This window comes from Streptomyces aurantiogriseus (genome assembly GCF_014649375.1).
Taxonomy (GTDB): domain Bacteria; phylum Actinomycetota; class Actinomycetes; order Streptomycetales; family Streptomycetaceae; genus Streptomyces; species Streptomyces aurantiogriseus.
The window spans coordinates 176054-197606 of record NZ_BMSX01000007.1; the positions used below are offsets into that span (position 1 = coordinate 176054).

Genomic DNA, 21553 nt, shown 5'->3' on the forward strand with positions numbered 1-21553 from the left:
CGCTGGGAACCCCCGAGCGCGCTCAGTTGTCGCGCTTCTCCTTGATCTTCGCAGCCTTGCCGCGCAGCTCGCGCAGGTAGTACAGCTTGGCGCGACGCACGTCACCGCGGGTGACGAGCTCGATCTTCTCGACGATCGGGGTGTGCACCGGGAAGGTGCGCTCGACGCCGACGGAGAAGGAGACCTTGCGGACCGTGAAGGTCTCGCGGACACCGGCGCCCTGGCGGCGGATCACAACGCCCTTGAACTGCTGCACACGGGAGCGGTTGCCCTCGATGACGCGCACGTGGACGTTGACGGTGTCACCCGGGCGGAAGGCCGGGACGTCGCTGCGCAGCGACGCGGCGTCGACGGAGTCGAGCAGGTGAGACATTTCGTCTGCTTTCTTCGCTGATGCCACAGGTCATCAACGGGAACTAGAGGTTCTTGGATGAGAGCCGTGCGCGTCGGGGCGGGCGTCGTGTCCCCCTGTGGCAGGGGCGCACGCCGGACGGCGCACAACAGCGGCCTATTCTTCCACGCCCTCGGTCCTGCGCCAAAATCGGCCGTACGGCTCACCTTCGGGGTCCGGTTCCCAGCCCAGGATGGAGAGCATCTCGCGGTCCTTCTTGTCGAAGGCCTTGGGTGCGCAGCGCTCGATCAGGTCGGGCCGGTTGGCCGTCGTCCGCCGGAGGGCCTCGTCGCGGCGCCAGCGCGCGATCTTCCCGTGGTGGCCGCTGAGCAGCACTTCCGGGATCTCCCGGCCGCGCCAGGCGGGCGGCTTGGTATAGACGGGGCCTTCCAGGAGGTTGGCCATGGCACCGGGCGCGAAGGAGTCGTCGCGGTGGGACTCGGCGTTGCCGAGCACGCCGGGCAGCAGCCGTGCCACGGCCTCCGTGACGACCAGGACGGCCGCCTCACCGCCGGCGAGGACGTAGTCCCCGATGGAGACCTCGTAGACGGGGATGCGGGTGGCGTACTCGTCGATCACGCGCCGGTCGATGCCCTCGTAGCGCGCCGGCGTGAAGATCAGCCACGGGCGCTCGGAGAGCTCGACGGCGAGTTCCTGGGTGAAGGGGCGTCCGCTGGGGGTCGGGACGACGAGCGCGGGGGCGTGCGCGCCGGTCTCGTAGCCGTCGGCGAGGACGGAGTCCAGGGCGTCTCCCCACGGCTCGGTCTTCATGACCATGCCGGGGCCGCCGCCGTACGGGGTGTCGTCGACGGTGTGATGACGGTCGTACGTCCACTGCCGCAGGTCGTGCACATGGACGTTCAGCTGTCCACGCGCGCGTGCCTTGCCGACCAACGAGACGTTCAGCGGGTCGAGGTACTCGGGGAAGATCGTGACGACGTCGAGGCGCATCACGACTTCTCTCGCGAGGAGTCTTCCCGCGCCGAGGCGATCTCCGCGCGGTCGTCGATGAGGCCGGGCGGCGGGTCGATGACCGCCCGCTGCTCCTCCAGATCGATCTCGGTGACGATCTGCTCGACGAACGGGATCATCACCTCGCTCCCGTCCGGCCGCTCGACGATGAAGAGGTCCTGGGAGGGGAGGTGCGAGATCTCGGTGATCCGGCCGATCTCCACGCCGTCCTTGGTGACCACGTCCAGGTCGATCAGCTGGTGGTCGTAGTACTCGTCCTCTTCCTCCGGCAGTTCGTCCGGGTCGACCTCGGCGATCAGGAGGGTGTTGCGGAGGGCCTCGGCGGCGTTGCGGTCGGCAACTCCCTCGAAGCGCAGAAGCAGCCGGCCGCTGTGCACCCGGCCGGTCTCGATGGTGAGCGGTCCGGCGGAGGCCGGGTCGGTGGCCAGGACGGCACCGGGGGCGAGCCTGAGTTCCGGCTCGTCGGTACGGACCTCGACGGTGACCTCGCCCTTGATGCCGTGGGCGCGGCCGATCCGAGCGACTACGAGCTGCACTTTTCGAAGATCTCCTGTCGTACCTGGTCGTAACGGCTGGCGCATACGACTGCGGGCCGGGGACGGCCCAGTGGCCCTCCCCGGCCCGAGCCGGTTGCGATAAGCGTCAGCGGACGTGGTCGACGTCGACGAGGTCGACGCGGACACCGCGGCCGCCGATGGCGCCCACGACGGTGCGCAGGGCGCGTGCGGTGCGGCCGTTGCGGCCGATCACCTTGCCGAGGTCGTCCGGGTGGACCCGGACCTCGAGCACTCGCCCGCGGCGCAGGTTGCGCGAGGCGACCTGCACATCGTCAGGGTTGTCGACGATGCCCTTCACGAGGTGCTCAAGCGCCTCTTCGAGCATGCTGCTCAGGCCTCGGTCGACTCGGACTCAGCCGCGGCCTCGTCCTTCTTCTCAGCCTTCTTCTTCTGGGTGATCGCCTCACCCTTGCCCTCGTCGTCGCCACCGAGGGCCTCGAACGACGGGCGCGCCTTCTTCGGCTCGGCAACCAGCAGCGGAGCCGGGGCGGGCTCGCCCTTGAACTTCTGCCAGTCGCCGGTCTTCTTCAGGATGGCGAGCACGGGCTCGGTCGGCTGGGCGCCGACACCGAGCCAGTACGCCACGCGCTCCGCGTCGACCTCGATGACCGACGGGTTGTACGTCGGGTGGTACTTGCCGATCTCCTCGATCGCACGGCCGTCACGACGGGTACGGGAGTCGGCGACGACGATGCGGTAGTGAGGCGAACGGATCTTGCCCAGACGCTTCAGCTTGATCTTGACTGCCACGGGAGTGGGTTCTCCTGGATTTGACGTGGTGGGGCACGGCGAGATTGCCGCGTGGGGTTGCGGTACCCGAGTGCCCGATGGACGCGTCAGCCGGAGGAGAGAGGGGTCCTGTGCGACTGTCGAGTACAGCTAGCCATTGTGCCACACCCTGCGGGTCGCCTTGGGCCGAGGGGGTTGGCCTGCGGCCGGGCATGCCTGAACCGCACCCGGCGTCGCGGTGGACGCATGTCGGGTGCGCAGCCCGGCGGCGACGGGGCGCCTCGAGTGCGATCACGTGGCACCCCGTCGTCGACGCCCCGACCCGAACCGACAGCCACGAGATGCCGGTGCTGGGCCGTCGCGTTACGCGGCGCCCACGATCTCCGGGATCCGGAACGGCTTGCCGCAGCCCCCGCACACGATCGGGGCCTGGGCCAGGACCGACGGGACCACCCGCACGTTGCGGCCGCAGTCGCAGACGGCCTTGACCCGGACGCCGCCACCGGAGGAGCCGTGGCGGGCGGCCGGGCCGCGGAAGGCGCGGGTGGTGTCGGCGGAGGTGGCCGCCATGTGGGCCTTGAGGGCGCGCTGGAGGCGGTCGATCGTCGGGCGGTAGCGGCGCTTCGCCTCGGGGTTGAGCGTGACCAGCGAGAAGCCGCTGCTGGGGTGCGGTTCCTCGGGGTGGTCCAGGCCCAGTTCCTCGGCGATCGCGAGGAATCTGCGGTTGTGGTAGCGGCCGGCGCGGGAGGTGTCGCGGACGCCGCGGGCGGCGGCGATCCCGTGGACTGCCTCGTGAAGCAGTCGCTCGAAGGAGAGCTCGTGACCGCAGGCGGACGACGACTCCCCGATCAGGGACTCTGGCGCGGCAAGGTCCGGCAGCTCGGGGTGGTACCGCTGAATGTCGGCCCACGCCTGTGCCAGCTCTGCGGCGAGAACAGGTGGTGTCTGTGTCGTGCTCACGTAATGACAACGAGCAGGGGTGCCCCTGTGTTCCTATTCCGGGGCATCTCAAATAATTTGCACGTACCCGTCAGTTGCCGCTGATGCGTCCTGACGAGGGCGGGTGCGCTGATCTGCGGAGAAGCCTCACAGCTCGTAACAAGGTGGTGCGTAGTCCCACGTACGCCCCGGCGCGTAGACGAAGGTCGCGCGCCGGGGTACAGATGGTCGGCAGGGGCGCAAGGGGTGTTTCGGTCGCTCTTCCGCCGGAAGGGCGCTGCCTCAGTAAGCGCGCGCCACGATCGCGACGTTACCGGGCGCGTCCCCGTCGTCCGGCACCGACCCGTCCTCGGCGACCAGACACCGTACGGTCACGGCGTGGTCGGCCAGCTTGGCCTCGCCCTCCTCGCCGAGCATCGACCAGGGGATGCGCGCCCAGCCGCCGGCGGTGGCCGCCTCGACGGCCTCCTCGATCGTGGACACGTCCGTCGTACGGGACTCACGGCGCTCGCGGGACTGCTTCAGCAGCAGTGCCTGATCCTCGTCGAGGATCGCGGGCAGCAGGTCGGCCAGCGCGTCCAGCGAGACCGGCTCCTTTCCTCCCGGAATGCGGCGCGCCAGCATCGCCGTGCCGTTCTCCAGGTCACGCGGGCCGATCTCGATGCGGACGGGCACTCCCTTGAGCTCCCAGTCGACCGCGCGCCGCCCGAAGGGGGTGTCGGTGCGGTCGTCGACCTGGACGCGGATCCCGGCCGCCTTCAGCCGGTCGCCGAGCTCGCGGACCTTGGCCAGAACCGCCTCGTCGCCCTTGATCGCGAGGACGACGGCCTGGATCTGCGCGAGCCGCGGCGGGACGCGCAGCCCGTCGTCGTCGCCGTGCGTCATCACCAGGGCGCCGATCATGCGGGTCGTCGAGCCCCAGGAGGTCTGCCAGACGTACTCCTGCGTGCCGTCCTTCGACAGGTACCGGGTGCTGAAGGCCTTCGCGAAGTTCTGGCCCAACTCGTGGCTGGTGACCATCTGGAGGGCCTTGCCGTCGCCCATCATGCTTTCGCAGGTGAGGGTGTTGATGGCGCCCGCGAAGCGCTCCCTGACCGTCTTGCGGCCGGCGACGAAGTCGATCGCGAGGACGTTCTCCAGGAAGTCCCCGTAGACCTCGTGCTGGATGTGCGCGGCGAAGTCGCGGGCCTCCTCGTAGGTGGCGTGCGCGGTGTGGCCCTCCTGCCACAGGAATTCGGACGTGCGCAGGAAGAGACGGGGCCGCAGCTCCCAACGGACCACGTTGGCCCACTGGTTGATCAGCAGGGGCAGGTCGCGGTAGCTCTGCACCCACTTGGAGAAGTACTCGTTGATGATCGTCTCGGAGGTCGGCCGGACGACCGCCGGCTCCTCCAGCTCCTTGCCGCCGCCGTGTGTGACCACCGCCAGCTCGGGCGCGAAGCCCTCGACGTGGTCCGCCTCGCGCGTGAGGTACGACTGCGGGATCAGAAGGGGGAAGTACGCGTTCTGGGTGCCGGTCTCCTTGATGCGGGCGTCCATCTCCGCCTGCATCCGCTCCCACAGTCCGTACCCGTACGGTCGGATCACCATGGTGCCGCGCACCGGCCCGTTGTCGGCCAGCTCGGCCTTGGTGATCAGATCCTGGTACCAGCGCGGGAAGTCGTCCGCCCGCGGGGTGAGAACGGGTGCCTTTGCCATGGCGCGATGGTACGGCCCCAGGTTGCCGGAATGTGAAATCTCGCCACACGCGCGGACAGACCCCAAGCAGGGCTCCGCAACCCCTGGACGCAGGGTCGAGTCGGGAGTTACCTGGCATACGGGAGTGCGGGCGCACTGACGGGGGCCACCTGAACGGTACAGCGGCAAACTCTCGGCGGATTGGGGCGCTTTTACATGACACCTACGCTCGTGCGGCAGCACCTGCCTCACGCGGGGCCGGTGCCCCGCGCGGATCTGGGTGCACGCGCGCGTGACTGGTCCGAGATCCAGGAGCGGATGCTGGTTCCGCTCTACGAGGCCGTCTACGAGCGACTGGAAGTGGGCCCGGGCACACGGCTGCTGGGCCTCGGCTGCGGCTCCGGACTGGCTCTGCTGATGGCGGCCTCCAGAGGCGCCGCCCTCACCGGTGTCGAGTCCTCCTCCCCCGAGCGGCTGGCCCTCGCACGCCAGCGGCTGCTTCCGGAGGCGTGGGGCACGCGCGCGCGTGGGGAGACACGGCTCGTCGAGGGCTCACCCGAGGACGCGGCCGACGCACAGACGCCCGCGTACAACCTGGTGACCGCGTTCGAGCCCATCGGCTGTCTCGCGGGTGACTCCGAAGGGCTCGGCGAACTGCTCGCGGAGACCACGCCGTTGGCCGAGCGGGGCACGCCCGTGGTGCTCGTCGGCTGGGGGCCGCCGGAGCGCTGCGCCACGTCGTCCGTGCTGCGGGTCGCCACCAAGCTGGCCGAACCGCTGCGCTCCACGGGCAGTTGGCGCCCCGCCCTGCGGGACGACCTGGAGGAGGTCGCCCAGCGGGCCGGGCTCAAGCCGGACGGATCCGGGCGCGTGGCCTGCCCGTTCGGGTACGCCGGCGTCGACAGCGCCCTCAAGGGCCTGTTGTCCACCGGCCTGTTCGACGCGGCGATCTCCGCGACGGACCAGGCCCAGGTGGACAAGGAGGTGACCGAGGCCCTGCACCCGTACCGCCGGAAGGACGGCACGGTGTGGATGCCGAACGTCTTCCGGTACCTCATCGCGCGGACACCCTGAGAAACACCTCGTGGCGGCGGCGAGCGTCATTCCTCGTCCTTCGTCAGCCGCGTGATCCCCGCGATGCGGTACGCGTCCACCTCCTCCAGCGTCTCGTTCTCCAGCAACGCCTCGGCGAGGGCTTCCAACTGGTGGCGGTGATCGCGGAGTTTGCGGCACGCCTCCTCGTAGCACTCGTCGACGATGCGCCGCATCTCGCCGTCGATCACGTCGAGGGTCTGCGGGGCGGCCGCGAGCCCGTAGGCCTGCTGGGCGTCGCTCGGGAGGGCGGAGAGGCGGCCCACGCGCTCGCTCATGCCCCAGCGGGCGACCATCGAGCGCGCGATGTTGGTGACCTGTTCGAGGTCGTTCTCCGCACCCGTGGTGACGACCCCGTAGACCACCTGCTCCGCCGCCATGCCGCCGAGGGCGCCGATGATGCGGCCGCGCAGGTACTCCTCCGAGTGGGCGTACCGCTCGACCTCGGGGGTGGACATGGTCACTCCGAGGGCCCGGCCGCGCGGCACGATGGTGATTTTGCGGACGGGGTCGGCGCCGGGCTGCAGCATGCCGAGGAGGGCGTGCCCGCTCTCGTGGTAGGCGGTGCGACGGCGGTCCTCCTCGGGCATCACCAGGGTGCGTTCGGCGCCCAGTTGCACCTTCTCCAACGCTTCCGACAGGTCGGACCGGGTCACCTGGTCCTGCTTGCGCTTGACGGCGAACAGGGCGGCCTCGTTGGCGAGATTGGCCAGATCCGCACCTGTCATGCCCGGCGTCACCCGGGCCATCTGAGCCAGGTCCACATCCGGGGCGAGCGGGATCTCCCGGGTGTGGATCCGCAGGATCGCCTCACGTCCGTTCCGGTCCGGCGGGGAGACGTTCACCACCCGGTCGAAGCGGCCGGGCCGGGTCAGCGCCGGGTCCAGGATGTCGGCACGGTTCGTCGCCGCTATGACGATCACGCCCTCCGTCCCCGAGAAGCCGTCCATCTCCGTGAGGATCTGGTTCAGCGTCTGCTCGCGCTCGTCGTGACCGCTCACCGAGGCGCCGCCGCCGCGGACGCGTCCGATGGTGTCGATCTCGTCGATGAAGATGATCGAGGGCGCCACCTTGCGCGCCTCGGCGAACAACTCCCGGACGCGGGACGCGCCGACGCCCACGATCATCTCGATGAACTCGGACGCGGAGGCGGAGAAGAAGGGCACGCCCGCCTCGCCGGCCACCGCGCGCGCCAGCAGGGTCTTGCCCGTGCCGGGCGAACCCGCGAGCAGGACCCCGCGCGGCATCTTGGCGCCCATCCTGCGATAGACCTCGGGGTGCTCCAGGAAGTCCACGATGTCGTCGAGCTCGCCCTTGACCTCGTCGATGCCGGCCACGTCGGCGAACGTGGTCCGCTGTCTGCCCGGCCGGAGCTCGACCGGCTTGGGGGGCGCCTTGCGGCCGAGCATGCCGCCCGCGCCGCCCAGACCCGCCCCGACCCGACGGGCGACGAAGATCCACACGGCGACCAGGAGCACGATGGGGATCAGGGAGATCAGTACGTTGGACAGGAGACCGCGCTCCTGGACGACCGGCTCGGCGGTCACCGTCACGCGCCGGCTGCTGAGGTCCTGCCAGAGGTCGTCCTCCGCGAAGGCCGGACGCTGTGTCTTGAACTTGGTGTACGTGCCGTCACCGCCGGGACTGTCCCGGGCCTCCTTGAGCTGCCCCTGGATCGCGTCGCCCTTGGAGTAGATCTTGGCCACGTTGCCGTCGTCGACCTGCCTGCTGAACTCGGTGTAGGAGATCGTCGGCTCTTCTCCCCTGCCCAGATAGGTGAGACCCAGGTAGGCCAGCAGGAAGACGAGTACCGCGGTGACGATCAGGCCGACCCATCTCCCGCGCATCCTTCCGCCCCCCGGCCGCCGTGGTGCCTCGTCCGGGGTTCCTTCGGTGCGCCACGGCTGATCAGGGGCTTTGCGCGGTGGCGCGGCATTGCTCATATCTGGACGTTACGGCACACGACGGACATCGGCACGCGCTGAGGGCGCCTTCCGGAAGAAGGCGCCCTCAGCGTCCTGGGGTCGCGGCCCGCGTCAGCCCATGAACTTCTTGAACTCGTCCGGGAGCTCGAAGTCCTGGCCGCCCTGCTGGCCCGGCAGACCGAAGGCGCCGCCGGGAGCGCCCCCCTGAGCGGCGGCCGCGCGGCGGGCGGCCTCCTCCTGCTCCTGCTGCCTGCGCTTCATCGGGTTGCCGGAACGCTGCTTGCCCTTGGCCTTCTTCGGCTGCTTCTTGGTGCGGCCGGGACCGCCACCCATGCCAGGCATCCCCGGCATACCGGGCATGCCGCCGCCCTGGGCCATGCGGGACATCATCTTGCGGGCCTCGAAGAACCGCTCGACCAAGCCCTTCACCGCGCTGACCTCGACACCGGAACCCTTGGCGATACGGGCACGGCGCGAGCCGTTGATGATCGTCGGGTCCTGGCGCTCGGCCGGGGTCATCGACTTGATGATCGCGGCCGTGCGGTCGACGTCCCGCTCGTCGAGGTTGTTGATCTGGTCCTTGATCTGCCCCATGCCCGGCAGCATCCCGAGCAGCTTGCTGATGCTGCCCATCTTCCTGACCTGCTCCATCTGGGACAGGAAGTCGTCGAGCGTGAACTCCTGCCCCTTCTTGGACGCCAGCTTGGAGGCCATCTTCTGGGCCTCTTCCTGGCTGAAGGTCTTCTCCGCCTGCTCGATCAGGGTGAGCAGGTCACCCATGTCGAGGATGCGGGAGGCCATCCGGTCCGGGTGGAACTGGTCGAAGTCGTCGAGCTTCTCGCCGTTCGACGCGAACATGATCGGCTTGCCGGTGATCTGGCGGATCGACAGGGCCGCACCACCGCGGGCGTCACCGTCGAGCTTGGAGAGCACCACGCCGTCGAAGCCCACACCGTCGCGGAAGGCCTCGGCGGTGTTGACGGCGTCCTGACCGATCATCGCGTCGACGACGAAGAGGATCTCGTCCGGCGACACCGCGTCCCGGATGTCCGCGGCCTGCTGCATCATCTCGGCGTCGATACCGAGGCGGCCGGCGGTGTCCACGATCACGATGTCGTGAACCTTGGACTTCGCGTGGTCGATGGAGTCCTTGGCGACCTGGACCGGGTCACCGACGCCGTTGCCCGGCTGCGGCGCGTAGACGGCCACGCCGGCGCGCTCGGCGACGACACTGAGCTGGTTCACGGCGTTCGGGCGCTGGAGGTCGGCGGCGACCAGGAGGGGCGAGTGGCCCTGCTCCTTCAGCCAGCGGCCGAGCTTGCCCGCGAGGGTGGTCTTACCGGCGCCCTGCAGACCGGCCAGCATGATCACGGTCGGGGGCTGCTTGGCGAAGCGCAGACGCCGGGTCTCGCCACCCAGGATCGTGACGAGTTCGTCGTTCACGATCTTCAGGACCTGCTGGGCCGGGTTCAGCGCCTTGGAGACCTCGGCGCCGAGGGCACGCTCCTTGACGTTCTTGATGAACGTCCGCACGACCGGCAGGGCGACGTCCGCCTCGAGAAGGGCGATGCGGATCTCGCGCGCGGTGGCGTCGATGTCCGCCTCGGAGAGCCGTCCCTTGCCGCGCAGGTTCTTGAAGGTCGCTGAGAGGCGATCGGAGAGAGTATCGAACACGGCGGCGTCGGTCCTCGGGGGTCGGGAGCAGTCTGAGCGTCTTCCAGGGTATCCGGCCGCGCAAGACATTCGTCCCCGCCTGCTGTATTCGGGCTGTATTCGGCGGGCGCGGCGGGATCCCCGCGGCAGCGGGGAGCATGCGTGGGACGCCTCGGCGCCGCGGGCACGCTCGGGTTCACCCCTGCGGCAGCGGGGACCACGCGCTGGATGCCTCAGCACCAAGAGCACGCTCGGCATCACCCCCGCGACAGCAGGGGAGCACATTCGCTCAACGCGCAACTCCACCGCGCCCTCACGCCCGCAGCATTTCCTCCAGCTTCCGCGCCACGGAGGCCGCCTCGTCGCCCGGCAGCGGCGCGCCCTCGGGCCCTGTGACGTAGAAGGCATCGACCGCGTTGGCGCCGAGCGTGCTGACATGCGCACTGCGCACCCGCACTCCCGCGTCCTCCAGCGCCCGCCCGATCCGGAACAGCAGCCCCGGCGCGTCCTGAGCGCGGACCTCGATGACCGTGGCCAGGCGGGAGGCCGCCGAGGCGACCGTGACCCGCGGCGGAGGCGCGACCACGCCCCGTCGCCTCGGATAGGCCGCGTCGCGTTCCGCGAGCCGGCCGGCGATGTCCAGGGTGCCGTCCAGGGCGCGGACGAGATCGGCGCGGAGCCGGGCCGCCTGGGGCAGTGAGCCGTACTCCGCCGCGACCCGCCAGTTCAGCAGCAGGACGGAGCCCTCGACGCCGGACGGCAGGTCCAGGGCCCGCAGTTCCGCCGTGCGGACGGTCAGCCGGTGCATGGCGAGGACGCCGGCGACCGCGGGCAGCACGCCCGGCTGGTCGGGTACGGCGATCAGGAGCTCCACGCCGAGCGGCTCGGGATCGCCGGAGGGCTGTTCCCCGGCGGGATCGGCCGGCGGCTCGGTCTGCGCGCGCAGCGCCAGCACGGGGCTGCCCGTGGCGACCGCCTCGATGGCGAGTCGTTCCTGTTCGGCGGTGGCCGCGGCGGCCTCGGGCTCCTCGGGGGCGTCCCCGGCGAGCACCGCCGAGACCCGCTTGACCAGGTCGGCAACGAGCGAGCCCCGCCAGGACGACCAGGCGGCCGGGCCGGTGGCGAGGGCGTCCGCCTCGGTCAGGGCGTGCAGCAGCTCCAGGGTGCCCTGCGAGCCGACCGCCTCGGCGACCGACCGCACGGTGGCCGGATCCTCCAGGTCACGCCGGGTGGCCGTCTCGATGAGCAGCAGGTGGTGGCGTACGAGGCCGGAGAGTACGGCGACGTCAGCGCGGTCGAAGCCGATGCGGGCGGCGACGTCCTTGGCGATGATCTCGCCGGCGACGGAGTGGTCGCCGGGCCAGCCCTTGCCGATGTCGTGCAGCAGCGCGGCGACCAGGAGGAGGTCGGGGCGGCTGACCCGGCGGGTGAACTCGGAGGCGCGCACGGCGGTCTCGATGAGGTGCCGGTCGACGGTCCAGATGTGCACGGCGTTGCGCTGCGGCCGGCAGCGCACCCGCTCCCAGTCGGGCAGCAGCCGGGTGATCAGCCCCTCGGCCTCCAGCGCCTCCCAGACCTCGATGGTGGGCTGCCCCGAGCCGAGCAGGGTGACGAGCTGTTCGCGCGCCTCGGCGGGCCAGGGCGTGGGCAGGGGGCGCACGGTGGCCGCCAGGCGCCGTACGGCGTGCAGGGAGAGCGGAAGTCCGGCCTGCGCGGCGGCGGCCGCGGCGCGCAGAGGGAGCACGGGGTCGCGTTCGGGGCGCGCGGCGCGGGCGAGCACCACCTCGCCGTCCTGCTCCACCACCCCTTCGGCCAGCGGGGAGCGCTCGGCGACGGGTTTCCCGCCCCCGAGCATGGCGCGCAACCGCGGCCGCACGGCGCGCGACCTGAGCACGCGCCCCACTTCACGCCAGGTGACATCACTGGCGTACGAGATGACGCGCGCCGCCTCGTAGACCTGGCGCAGGAGCGTGTCCGCGTCCAGGAGGCCCAGCTCGGCCGCGACCTGGTCCTGTTCCTGGAGGGACAGGCGGTCGGTGGCACGGCCGGTCGTCAGGTGCAGGGCGTCCCGGACGTCGAGGAGCCGGCGACGGGCGTCGGCGAGGCCCTCGCGCGGGGCGTCGGCGAGCCAGGAGGCGGCGACGGCACGCAGCATGGTCGCGTCCCGCAGTCCACCGCGGGCCTCCTTGAGGTCGGGCTCCAGCAGGTACTGCAGCTCACCCTGGCGTTCGGCGCGTTCGGCGCCCAGTTCCTGGAGTTCGGGCAGGCGCTTGGGCGCCTGGTTGCGCCAGTCGGCCAGCACCGCCGTCCGCAGCCCCGCCGTCAGGCCCAGATCACCCGCGAGGTGGCGGGCGTCCAGGAGACCGAGTTGGACTTTCAGATCCTCCCCGGCGGTCTTTCGGGCCTCCGCCGGCGTGCGCACGGAGTGGTCGAGGGCGAGGCCGAGGTCCCACACCGGGTACCAGAGCCGGTCGGCGAGGGCGGCGACCGCCTTGGGGTCGTTGCCGTCGTGCAGCAGGAGCAGGTCGAGGTCGCTGCGCGGGGACAGCTCGCCCCGGCCGTAGCCGCCGACGGCGACCAGTGACACGCCCCGCAGCTCCTCGGCGCCCGCGGTGAACAGGCCCGCCAGCCACTCGTCGGTCAGTTCGGCGAGGGCCGCACGGCGCGGCGGCCCGGACCGCGCCCCCTCGGTGAGGAGGCGCAGCCGGGCCGCCGCGTAGCCGCTGGGTCCCGAGTCCTCTGCATCCTTGCGCACGTCCGTACTCGTCACCCAGCGACTCCTGTTCTGTTCTGCCGTCAGAGCGCGTCCGGGCCGCGCTCGCCGGTGCGAACCCGTACGGCCGTCTCGACCGGGAGGGACCAGACCTTGCCGTCACCGATCTTGCCGGTGCGGGCCGCCTTGACGATGACGTCGATCAGCTGCTCGGCGTCGTCGTCCTCGGCCAGCACCTCGATGCGGATCTTGGGGACCAGGTCGACCGTGTACTCGGCGCCGCGGTAGACCTCGGTGTGTCCCCGCTGACGACCGTAACCGCTGGCCTCCGTGACCGTCAGGCCATGGACGCCGAAGGCCTGCAGGGCCTCCTTGATCTCGTCGAGCCGGTGGGGCTTCACGACGGCGGTGATGAGCTTCATGCGTCCACCTTCTTGCTCGCGGCGCCGGCGACGGGGGTCGGGACGGCGGTGTTACGGGCGGCACCGCCACCGGCACCGCTGAAGTCGTATGCGGTCTCGGCGTGCTCGGCCTGGTCGATGCCGGCCACCTCCTCGTCCTCGGAGACGCGCATGCCGATCGTCTTGTCGAGGATGAAGGCGAGGATCGCGGAGACGATCAGCGAGTAGGCGAGGACCGCGAAGACACCGGCGCACTGCTTCCAGAGCTGGTCGAACTTGTGGTCGCCGTAGAAGACGCCCGCCACGTCCGACTGGCCCTTGCCGGTGGCGAAGAAGCCGATGAGCAGGGAGCCGACGACACCGCCGACCAGGTGGACGCCGACGACGTCGAGCGAGTCGTCGTAGCCGAACTTGTACTTCAGACCGACGGCCATGGCGCACAGCAGACCTGCGATGGCGCCGACGGCGATCGCGCCGAGCGGGGAGACGGCACCACCCGCGGGGGTGATGGCGACCAGACCGGCGACCGCGCCGGAGGCGGCGCCCAGCGTGGTGAAGGCTCCGTGGCGGATCTTCTCGTAGACCAGCCAGGCCAGCATGGCGGCGGCGGTGGCGACCTGCGTGTTGACGAACATCAGCGCGCCGACGCCGTCGTCGTTGCCGAGCCACGAGCCGGCGTTGAAGCCGAACCAGCCGAACCACAGCAGACCGGCGCCGAGCATGACCAGCGGCAGGCTGTGCGGGCGCATCGGGTCCTTCTTGAAGCCGACGCGCTTGCCGATGACCAGGATCACGCCGAGGGCCGCGGCACCGGCGTTGATGTGGACCGCCGTACCACCGGCGAAGTCGATGACACCCAGCTCGAAGGCCCAGCCACCGGCGCCCCAGACCCAGTGCGCGACCGGGAAGTAGACGACCGTGGCCCACAGGGCGACGAACAGCGCCCAGGCGCTGAACTTCACGCGGTCCGCGAGCGCACCGCTGATCAGGGCGGGCGTGATGATCGCGAACATCAGCTGGAAGACCAGGAAGACGAAGATCGGGATGGTGTAGCCGTCCCACAGCTCCGTCAGGCCGATGTTGCTGAGGCCGACCCAGTCGGAGTTCCATCCGATGAGGCTGCCGGAGTCCGTACCGAAGGCAAGGGAGAAGCCGTACAGCACCCACAGGATGGTGACGATCCCCAAACTGATGAAGCTCATCATCAGCATGTTGAGGGTGCTCTTGACGCGGACCATGCCTCCGTAGAAGAAGGCCAGGCCCGGTGTCATGAGCATCACCAAGGCGGAACAGATGAGCATGAAGCCTGTGTTGGCGGACGACAGCGTGGGTGCGTCCGCCGCAAGCGTGATGGCGGCTGATGCCATCGGCGTCTCCTCGTCATTGGTACGGCCCCGTGCGGGCGAAGCCTGAGCGGATTGAGGGGTGGGCCGGTTATGCGCCACGAGATTGACGCAGCGCGGTTTCGGTGGAAGCCCCTCGTTGTTTCGCCGCCGTGACGAAGGCGCCTTGTGTGTTACGCATCGATGAACTGCCGGATGTCCGGCCGCCGGATCGTTATCGTGGCGCAACCTTCGTTGGTGACCACCGTAACCATCACTTGAGGAACCCCTACGGCGACCGGCCACGTCCGCGAGAGCGGCGCCGGTTCAGGCGCGAAGAAGGGAAAACCGGCCGCGGGCGGCCTTCCGATGACCTGGCATGGGGGAGCCGAGTCGGGCAGTTCGGGAGGGCCGGCCGCGGCCGGGGCTCTGGGGGTTCTTGCGGGCGTCAGACCGCTTCCGCGGTCTCCGGCAGTTCCATGGCCAGCCGGTCGGTGAGGTCGATGACCTCGGTGAGGTCCCCGAAGTCGCGTACAGCGGTGTCGACGGTCTTTCGGATACGAGTGTTGACGCGCTCGGAGCGGACCTTCTTGGCTTCCTTCATGGCCTGCGCGGCCAGCGCCGCGCTCTGCTCGGGCTCGCGCCGCAGCAGGTGGACGGTGGCCATCCCGATCAGGTTCAGCACATACGACCGCTGGTGGTCGGAGTCCTTCGCGAACAGGTCCACGGCCTGCTGCATCAGGGGCTCGGCCAGGGAGGCGTACGTGGGGCTGCGGCCGGCGACATAGGCCAGATCGCGGTAGGAGTGGGAGTTCTCGCCGTACAGCTCGGCCTCGGAGAAGAAGCGGATCCAGTCGGGGTCCGGCTCGTCCCACTCCGCCGCGTCGGCGAAGGTGTCCTCGGCCATCCGGACCGCGCGCTTGCACCGGCCGGGCTGTCCCATGTTGGCGTAGGCGCGGGCCTCCATCGCATACAGCATCGACTGGGTGCGCGGGCTCGCGCAGTCCCGGCTGCCGTACTGCGCGAGGTGGATCAGTTCCAGGGCGTCGTCGGGCCGCCCGAGGTGGATCATCTGGCGGCTCATGCTGGACAGGATGTACGAGCCGAGCGGCCGGTCCCCGGCCTCCTTGGCGGCGTGCAGAGCCAGCACGAAGTACTTCTGCGCGGTCGGCTGGAGCCCGACGTCGTACGACATCCAGCCGGCCAGCTGGGCCAGCTCGGCGGCGACCTTGAAGAGCCTGCGGGCGGTGGCCTCGGGCTGGGGCTCCTGGAGGAGGTCCGTCACCTCGTGCAGCTGGCCGACGACCGCCTTGCGGCGCAGGCCGCCGCCGCACTGGGCGTCCCACTGCCGGAACATCCGGGTGGTGGACTCCAGCAGGTCCAGCTCGGGCTTGGAGAGCCGGCCGCGGGCGCGGCTGGTCGGGACGGAGGCCGCGTCGTCCTGCGGGGCGGACGGCGAGGGGACGAGCCAGCGCTGCATGGGCTCGATGAGGGACGGGCCCGCGGACAGGGCCAGCGAGGTTCCGAGGAAGCCGCGCCGCGCCAGCATCAGGTCGCTGCGCGAGAACTCGCTGAGCAGGGCCACCGTCTGCGGGCCCGTCCAGGGAAGGTCGACGCCGGTCGCGGAGGGTGCCTGCCGCGCGGCGCGCAGACCGAGGTCCTCGACGGAGACGACACAGCCGAACCGTTCGGAGAACAGCTCGGACAGGATCCGGGGGATGGGTTCGCGAGGGTTCTCGCCGTCCAGCCAGCGGCGCACGCGGGAGGTGTCCGTGGAGATGTGGTTGGCGCCCAACTGGCGGGCCCGGCGGTTGACTTGGCGGGCGAGCTCGCCCTTGGACCAGCCGCTGCGCACGAACCAGGAGGTGAGCAGCTCGTTGGGGCGCTTGTCAGCGTGTGCAGCGCTCCCAGCACTCGTCCCGCTACCGCCGTTGCCGCTCACTGGAACGCCCCCATCCCTGAGACCACTTGTCGCTTGAGTGCGCCAAGCCTTATCAGAATGCCGGTAAACAGGGCCCGCCGTCCGGTGGTTCTCACCCCCCGAACGGAAAGCCGACTTGCCTCCGGCATACCCACAGAGGCATGTGCCCCCGGGCCTCGCACACTCAAAGTAATCCTGCGATCACGGCTGCAGCCATGGCGATCCCGGAATCGCCACCATTCGCCACCCCTTCGGATGAACTCACGGTGGCCTGTACGCGATTCACTTGACACAGGACGGCCGGGAGTGGGCGGAGCGGTGCACTCAAGGGCGCGCGCGGCCGAACACACGCCCCGGTGCGCTTCCGGGCGCCGCATGAATCCAGTGGCGCGGGTAAGTCGACAGTACGCACAGTCACGATGTGCGTCCGCTACGTAACCACCGGCGCGTCGGACCCGTTGGAGGGGGCATGGGCTTCACGATCGGCGGCATTCGCGAGATCCGCTCCGGCGCGCGCAGGCGCGGTCGCTCGTCCGAGTGCACCGCCGTCGCCGAGTTCACGGGACTGTGGGGCTGGGACGCGGTGCCCGGCGCGCGCGCCGCGGAGGGCGCGTGCTCCTGCGGGCGCGCCGACTGTCCCGCGCCGGGCGCGCATCCCCTGGAGTTCGCGCCGCGGATCCCGGCCGGTGCCACGCTCGACGACGTGACCAGAACCTGGGCGGACTTCCCGGGTGCCGCGGTGATGCTGCCGGTCGGGCGCACCTTCGACGTGATCGAGGTGGCCGAGCCGGCCGGGCGCCGCGCCCTGGCTCGCCTGGAGCGCATGGGCCTCCCGCTCGGCCCGGTGACCGCCACCCCCGAGGGGCGTGCCCAGTTCCTCGTCGCGCCCGGCGCTGCCGCCGACCTGGGCGGCCTGCTCTACCGCATGGGCTGGGACGACCCGACCTCCCTCGACCTGCGCGGCCTCGGCCCGGGGACGTACATCACCGCCCCGCCCTCCGACCGGGCCGGCCTCGGCCCGGTCCGCTGGCTGCGCCCGCCGGCGCTGGACTCGGCGACGCGCCCGCCGGCGGCCCGGTTGCTGCTGGGGACGCTGGCGTACGTGGCACACCGGTCGCGCGCGACGTACTGACCGGCGCGGCACCACTCGCGCGGTCCCCCCGACCCGCATGCCCCCCATGACAAAGCGCCCGTCCCCCACTGCACCTGGGGGGCGGGCGCTTTTCATCACCTACCGCAATCGGTAAGTGGTGATCACTCCCCGATAAGGGCGTCAACGAACGCCTCCGGCTCGAACGGCGCCAGGTCGTCCGCGCCCTCGCCGAGCCCGACCAGTTTGACGGGCACGCCCAGCTCGCGCTGGACCGCGACGACGATGCCGCCCTTGGCCGTGCCGTCGAGCTTGGTCAGCACGATGCCGGTGATGTCGACGACCTCGGCGAAGACCCGGGCCTGGACGAGCCCGTTCTGCCCGGTGGTCGCGTCGAGGACGAGGAGCACCTCGTCGAGCGGGGCGTGCTTCTCGACGACACGCTTGACCTTGCCGAGTTCGTCCATGAGGCCGGTCTTGGTGTGCAGGCGGCCGGCGGTGTCGATGAGGACCACGTCGACCCCCATGTCCTTGCCCTCCTTCACCGCGTCGAAGGCGACGGAGGCGGGGTCGCCGGCCTCCGGCCCGCGCACGGTGTGGGCACCGACGCGCTCGCCCCAGGTCTGGAGCTGGTCGGCGGCGGCGGCCCGGAAGGTGTCGGCGGCACCGAGGACGACGGTGCGGCCGTCGGCGACGAGCACACGGGCGAGCTTGCCGGTGGTGGTGGTCTTGCCGGTGCCGTTGACGCCGACGACCATCACGATGCCCGGCTTGCGGTCCTCGGGCTCGGTCTTCACCGTGCGGTCGACCTCGGTGCCGACCAGCTTGAGCAGCTCCTCGCGCAGCAGGCCACGCAGTTCGTCGGGGGTGCGGGTACCGAGCACCCGCACCCGCTCACGCAGCCGTTCGACCAGCTCCTGGGTGGGCTGGACGCCGACGTCGGCGGTGAGGAGGGTGTCCTCGATCTCCTCCCAGGTGTCCTCGTCGAGGTGCTCGCGCGACAGGAGTGTGAGCAGGCCCTTGCCGAGGGCGTTCTGGGAGCGGGAGAGGCGGGCGCGCAGGCGGACGAGCCGCCCGGCGGTGGGCTCCGGGATCTCGATCCCGGGAGCCTCGACAACGGGAGGCTCCTCGACGGCGGTGGGAGCACCGCCGCCCGGGAGGTCCACCTCCTCGATCGTGCGGCGCGGTTCGTCGCGCGGCGTCTCGGCCTCGTCGCCGACGTGCGGCTCGGCCGGAGGCGCGGTGATGTCGGGCGCGGCGGGGGGCGGCGGAGGCAACGGCTTCTTCCGCCGACTGCCGACAACGAGCCCGCCGAGCACCGCGAGCACGACCACGGCGATGACTACAGCAAGGATGACGGTTTCCATAACGGGTCCAGTATGCGTGACCCCTCCCCACCGGGGCGGTCGCCCGCGCCTGCGAACGGGGCACTGCGTACCCCTGGTTACCTGACGACCTGTCAGCTAACGTCCGCCCTCCAGACCCGAAGGGGGGCCTCCCATGCCCGTCACCGTCGTCCGCTTCAATCTCGTCGCCCCCGGTGCCTCCCCCGTCGCGCTCGGTATCCGTTACCGGGCCGCGCTGGAGATGGCCGCGTACGCCGACGAGCACGGGATCTCCACCGTCCAGACGGAGGAGCACCACGGTGCCGAGAACAACTGGCTGCCGGCGCCGTTCGCCTTCGCGGGCGCGGTGCTGGGGGCGACCCGGCGTCTGGCGGTCACGGTGTCGGCCGCCATCGGCCCGCTGCACGACCCCCTGCGGCTCGCCGAGGACATCGCCGTACTGGATCTGCTGAGCGGCGGCCGGCTGGTCACCGTCGCCGGGATCGGATACCGGCCCGAGGAGTACGCCCGCGCCGGCGTCGACTGGAAGCAGCGCGGCCGGCTCCAGGACGAGCTCCTGGAGACCGTGCTGAAGGCATGGACCGGCGAGGAGTTCGAGTACCGGGGCCGTACGGTACGGGTCACCCCGCGCCCTCAGTCCGACCCGCACCCCCTCCTCCTGGTCGGCGGCTCCTCCAGGGCCGCCGCTCGTCGGGCCGCCCGGCTCGGGCTGCCGTTCTTCCCCAGCGCGCATCTGCCGGAACTGGAGGCGTACTACAAGGAGCGGCTCGTGGAGTACGGGACGGAGGGGTGGACGATGATGCCCGCCGCCGAGACCCCCTTGCTGTACGTCGCCGAGGATCCGGACCGGGCGTGGGCCGAGTACGGCGGCCACTTCCTGCACGAGGCCCGGACGTACGCCTCCTGGCAGAACGGCGGTGTCCGCTCGGCGGTGAGGTCGGGGGCGTCGACGGTCGAGGAGCTGCGGGCGGAGGGCGTCTACCGGATCCTCACGCCGGACGAGTGCGTGGCGCAGGGGCTCGACAGCCTCGTCCTGCATCCGCTGGCGGGCGGGATGCCCGTGGAGGAGGGGTGGCGCAGCCTGCGGCTGTTCTGCGAAGACGTACTGCCCCGGCTCGCCTGACCTGTTCGGTCCGAGCCGGGGCGGTACGCCTTACGGGTGTCGAGGAGAGGGCAGCGGGGACTTGGCCCGTCTCCTCGAGTCCAGGGGCCTCGGGACGAGGCTCAGCCCATCTCCTCCAGCGCCTTGCCCTTCGTCTCCTTGACGTACTTGAGGACGAACGGGATGGAGAGCGCGGCGAAGACCGTGTAGATCACGTAGGTCACGGAGAGGTTCCAGTCGGCCAGCGACGGGAAGCTCGCGGTGATGGCCCAGTTGGCGATCCACTGTGCGGCGGCGGCCACGCCCAGGGCGGCGGCGCGGATCCTGTTCGGGAACATCTCGCCGAGCATGACCCAGACGACCACACCCCAGGACAGGGCGAAGAAGAGGACGAAGACGTGGGCCGCGATCAGGGCGATCCAGCCCTGGGTGGCGGGCAGCTTGCCGTCGACCAGGTCGTAGGAGAACGCCCAGGCCTCCAGCGCGAGGCCGATCACCATGCCGACGGAGCCGATGAGGGCCAGCGGCTTGCGGCCGACGCGGTCCACGAAGATCATCGCGATCACGGTGCCGACGATGTTGATGATCGACGTCGTGAACGAGTAGAAGAACGAGTCCGTCGGGTCGACGCCGACCGACTGCCACAGCGTCGAGGAGTAGTAGAACGCGACGTTGATGCCGACGAACTGCTGGAAGACCGACAGTCCGATACCGATCCAGACGATCGGCTTGAAGAAGAAGGAGCCGCCGAGCAGGTCCTTGAAGGTCGACTTGTGCTCGCTCTTCATGGCGAGCTCGATCTCGGCCACGCGTGCGTCGAGATCGATCTGGTCGCCCTCGACCTCGCCGAGGATCTCACGGGCCCGCTCGTGCTTGCCGACGGAGATCAGGAAGCGCGGGGACTCGGGGATCGCGAAGGAGAGCAGGCCGTAGAGGACGGCCGGGACGACCATGACGCCGAGCATGACCTGCCAGGCCTCCAGGCCCATCAGCTCACCGCGCTGGTCGCCGTCGGCGGCGTTCAGCAGACCCCAGTTGACCAGCTGCGACACCGCGATGCCGATGACGATCGCGGCCTGCTGGAAGGAGCCGAGGCGACCGCGGTAGGCGGGCGGGGCGACCTCGGCGATGTAGGCGGGGCCGATGACCGAGGCCATGCCGATGGCGAACCCGCCGACGACACGCCAGAGAGCGAAGTCCCACAGGGAGAAGGGCAGTGCCGAGCCGACGGCGCTGACCGTGAACAGCAGGGCGGCGATCTGCATGACCCGGATACGGCCGATGCGGTCGGCCATGCGGCCGGCGGTCGCGGCGCCTATCGCGCAGCCGATCAGGGCGATGGCGATGACCTGGGCCAGCGCTGCGGAGCCGATGTCGTAGCGGTCGCGGATGGCCTCGACGGCACCGTTGATCACGGAGCTGTCGTAGCCGAAGAGGAAGCCGCCCATCGCGGCGGCCGCCGCGATGAAGATGACGTGCCCGAGATGTTCGGGGTGAGCCGTCCTGGCTCCTGACTTGGGTGCCTGCGCTGTGCTGGTCACGTTCAACTCCTCGGGCCACCGGCAACGCTGCCGGTGTGGGGGTCAGCCCTTCCAGGTCGGTGGTACCTGAAGGTAAAAGCAACGATGCAGAGACTATGCCTTCAAGTTTCGAAGTCAATGGATGGAACGGTGTGAGAAAACAGGCACACGTAAGAGCCGTGTGTTCAATACTTGAAGGAGTG

Annotated in this window: 18 protein-coding genes; 3 read left to right on the plus strand and 15 right to left on the minus strand. The window is 70.4% G+C overall.

All coding sequences use genetic code 11. From position 1 onward, the window contains the following. Positions 1-22: 22 nt before the first annotated feature. The 7 genes from rplS to proS all read right to left on the minus strand — a co-directional run bounded on the left by rplS (position 23) and on the right by proS (position 5286). The gene (gene rplS, locus IE263_RS17205; RefSeq protein ID WP_020128707.1) at positions 23-373 is read right to left on the minus strand and encodes a 50S ribosomal protein L19; all 351 of its coding nucleotides are present in this window, start codon (positions 371-373) and stop codon (positions 23-25) included. A 135-nt stretch (positions 374-508) separates the two neighbouring features. Next, the gene (trmD, locus tag IE263_RS17210) at positions 509-1342 is read right to left on the minus strand and encodes a tRNA (guanosine(37)-N1)-methyltransferase TrmD (RefSeq protein WP_189937316.1); all 834 of its coding nucleotides are present in this window, start codon (positions 1340-1342) and stop codon (positions 509-511) included. Next, the gene (rimM, locus tag IE263_RS17215) at positions 1342-1899 is read right to left on the minus strand and encodes a ribosome maturation factor RimM (RefSeq protein WP_189937319.1); all 558 of its coding nucleotides are present in this window, start codon (positions 1897-1899) and stop codon (positions 1342-1344) included. The genes trmD and rimM overlap by 1 nt, the downstream gene beginning before the upstream one ends. A 106-nt stretch (positions 1900-2005) precedes the next feature. After that, complete coding sequence (locus IE263_RS17220) at positions 2006-2245, minus strand: RNA-binding protein (RefSeq protein WP_003973401.1); 240 nt, start codon at positions 2243-2245, stop codon at positions 2006-2008. A 5-nt stretch (positions 2246-2250) separates the two neighbouring features. Continuing rightward, positions 2251-2670, minus strand: coding sequence for a 30S ribosomal protein S16 (rpsP, locus tag IE263_RS17225; RefSeq protein ID WP_189937321.1), 420 nt, complete (start codon positions 2668-2670; stop codon positions 2251-2253). A gap of 342 nt (positions 2671-3012) precedes the next feature. Further along, positions 3013-3609 (minus strand): hypothetical protein, encoded by a 597-nt coding sequence (locus IE263_RS17230; protein ID WP_189937323.1) that lies wholly within the window; start codon positions 3607-3609, stop codon positions 3013-3015. Positions 3610-3870: 261 nt separating this feature from the next. Then, positions 3871-5286 (minus strand): proline--tRNA ligase, encoded by a 1416-nt coding sequence (proS, locus tag IE263_RS17235; protein WP_189937325.1) that lies wholly within the window; start codon positions 5284-5286, stop codon positions 3871-3873. 195 nt (positions 5287-5481) lie between these two features. Here proS and IE263_RS17240 point away from each other — a divergent pair, with 195 nt between their 5' ends. Further along, positions 5482-6339 carry an SAM-dependent methyltransferase gene (locus IE263_RS17240; protein WP_189937327.1) on the plus strand — a complete coding sequence of 286 codons (858 nt, stop codon included), beginning with the start codon at positions 5482-5484 and terminating at the stop codon, positions 6337-6339. 26 nt (positions 6340-6365) lie between these two features. Here IE263_RS17240 and ftsH read toward each other — a convergent pair whose 3' ends face one another. From ftsH to nsdA, 6 genes are all read right to left on the minus strand, one after another. Then, positions 6366-8300 carry an ATP-dependent zinc metalloprotease FtsH gene (ftsH, locus tag IE263_RS17245; RefSeq protein WP_189937335.1) on the minus strand — a complete coding sequence of 645 codons (1935 nt, stop codon included), beginning with the start codon at positions 8298-8300 and terminating at the stop codon, positions 6366-6368. A 93-nt stretch (positions 8301-8393) separates the two neighbouring features. Then, positions 8394-9956, minus strand: a complete 1563-nt coding sequence (ffh, locus tag IE263_RS17250) for a signal recognition particle protein (RefSeq protein WP_189937337.1) — start codon at positions 9954-9956, stop codon at positions 8394-8396. 292 nt (positions 9957-10248) lie between these two features. Next, positions 10249-12705, minus strand: a complete 2457-nt coding sequence (locus IE263_RS17255; protein ID WP_189937340.1) for a [protein-PII] uridylyltransferase — start codon at positions 12703-12705, stop codon at positions 10249-10251. A 26-nt stretch (positions 12706-12731) separates the two neighbouring features. After that, positions 12732-13070 (minus strand): P-II family nitrogen regulator, encoded by a 339-nt coding sequence (locus tag IE263_RS17260; protein WP_003997576.1) that lies wholly within the window; start codon positions 13068-13070, stop codon positions 12732-12734. Further along, entirely contained in the window at positions 13067-14416 is a 1350-nt protein-coding gene (locus tag IE263_RS17265) for an ammonium transporter (RefSeq protein ID WP_189937342.1), read from the minus strand. The genes IE263_RS17260 and IE263_RS17265 overlap by 4 nt, the downstream gene beginning before the upstream one ends. A gap of 403 nt (positions 14417-14819) precedes the next feature. Continuing rightward, positions 14820-16313, minus strand: a complete 1494-nt coding sequence (gene nsdA / locus IE263_RS17270; RefSeq protein ID WP_189937344.1) for a transcriptional repressor NsdA — start codon at positions 16311-16313, stop codon at positions 14820-14822. Between the two features lie 448 nt (positions 16314-16761). Between nsdA and IE263_RS17275 the strand changes: the two genes are divergently transcribed. Next, a complete protein-coding gene (locus IE263_RS17275) occupies positions 16762-17424 on the plus strand; it encodes a bifunctional DNA primase/polymerase (protein ID WP_189937346.1) in 663 nt (220 codons plus the stop codon). Between the two features lie 122 nt (positions 17425-17546). Here IE263_RS17275 and ftsY read toward each other — a convergent pair whose 3' ends face one another. Continuing rightward, positions 17547-18749 carry a signal recognition particle-docking protein FtsY gene (gene ftsY, locus IE263_RS17280; protein WP_189937348.1) on the minus strand — a complete coding sequence of 401 codons (1203 nt, stop codon included), beginning with the start codon at positions 18747-18749 and terminating at the stop codon, positions 17547-17549. Positions 18750-18882: 133 nt separating this feature from the next. Between ftsY and IE263_RS17285 the strand changes: the two genes are divergently transcribed. Then, a complete protein-coding gene (locus IE263_RS17285) occupies positions 18883-19851 on the plus strand; it encodes an LLM class flavin-dependent oxidoreductase (RefSeq protein ID WP_189937350.1) in 969 nt (322 codons plus the stop codon). Between the two features lie 101 nt (positions 19852-19952). Here the strand turns inward: IE263_RS17285 and IE263_RS17290 are convergent, their stop codons facing one another. Continuing rightward, complete coding sequence (locus tag IE263_RS17290) at positions 19953-21371, minus strand: sugar porter family MFS transporter (protein WP_189937352.1); 1419 nt, start codon at positions 21369-21371, stop codon at positions 19953-19955. Between the last annotated feature and the right edge of the window lie 182 nt (positions 21372-21553).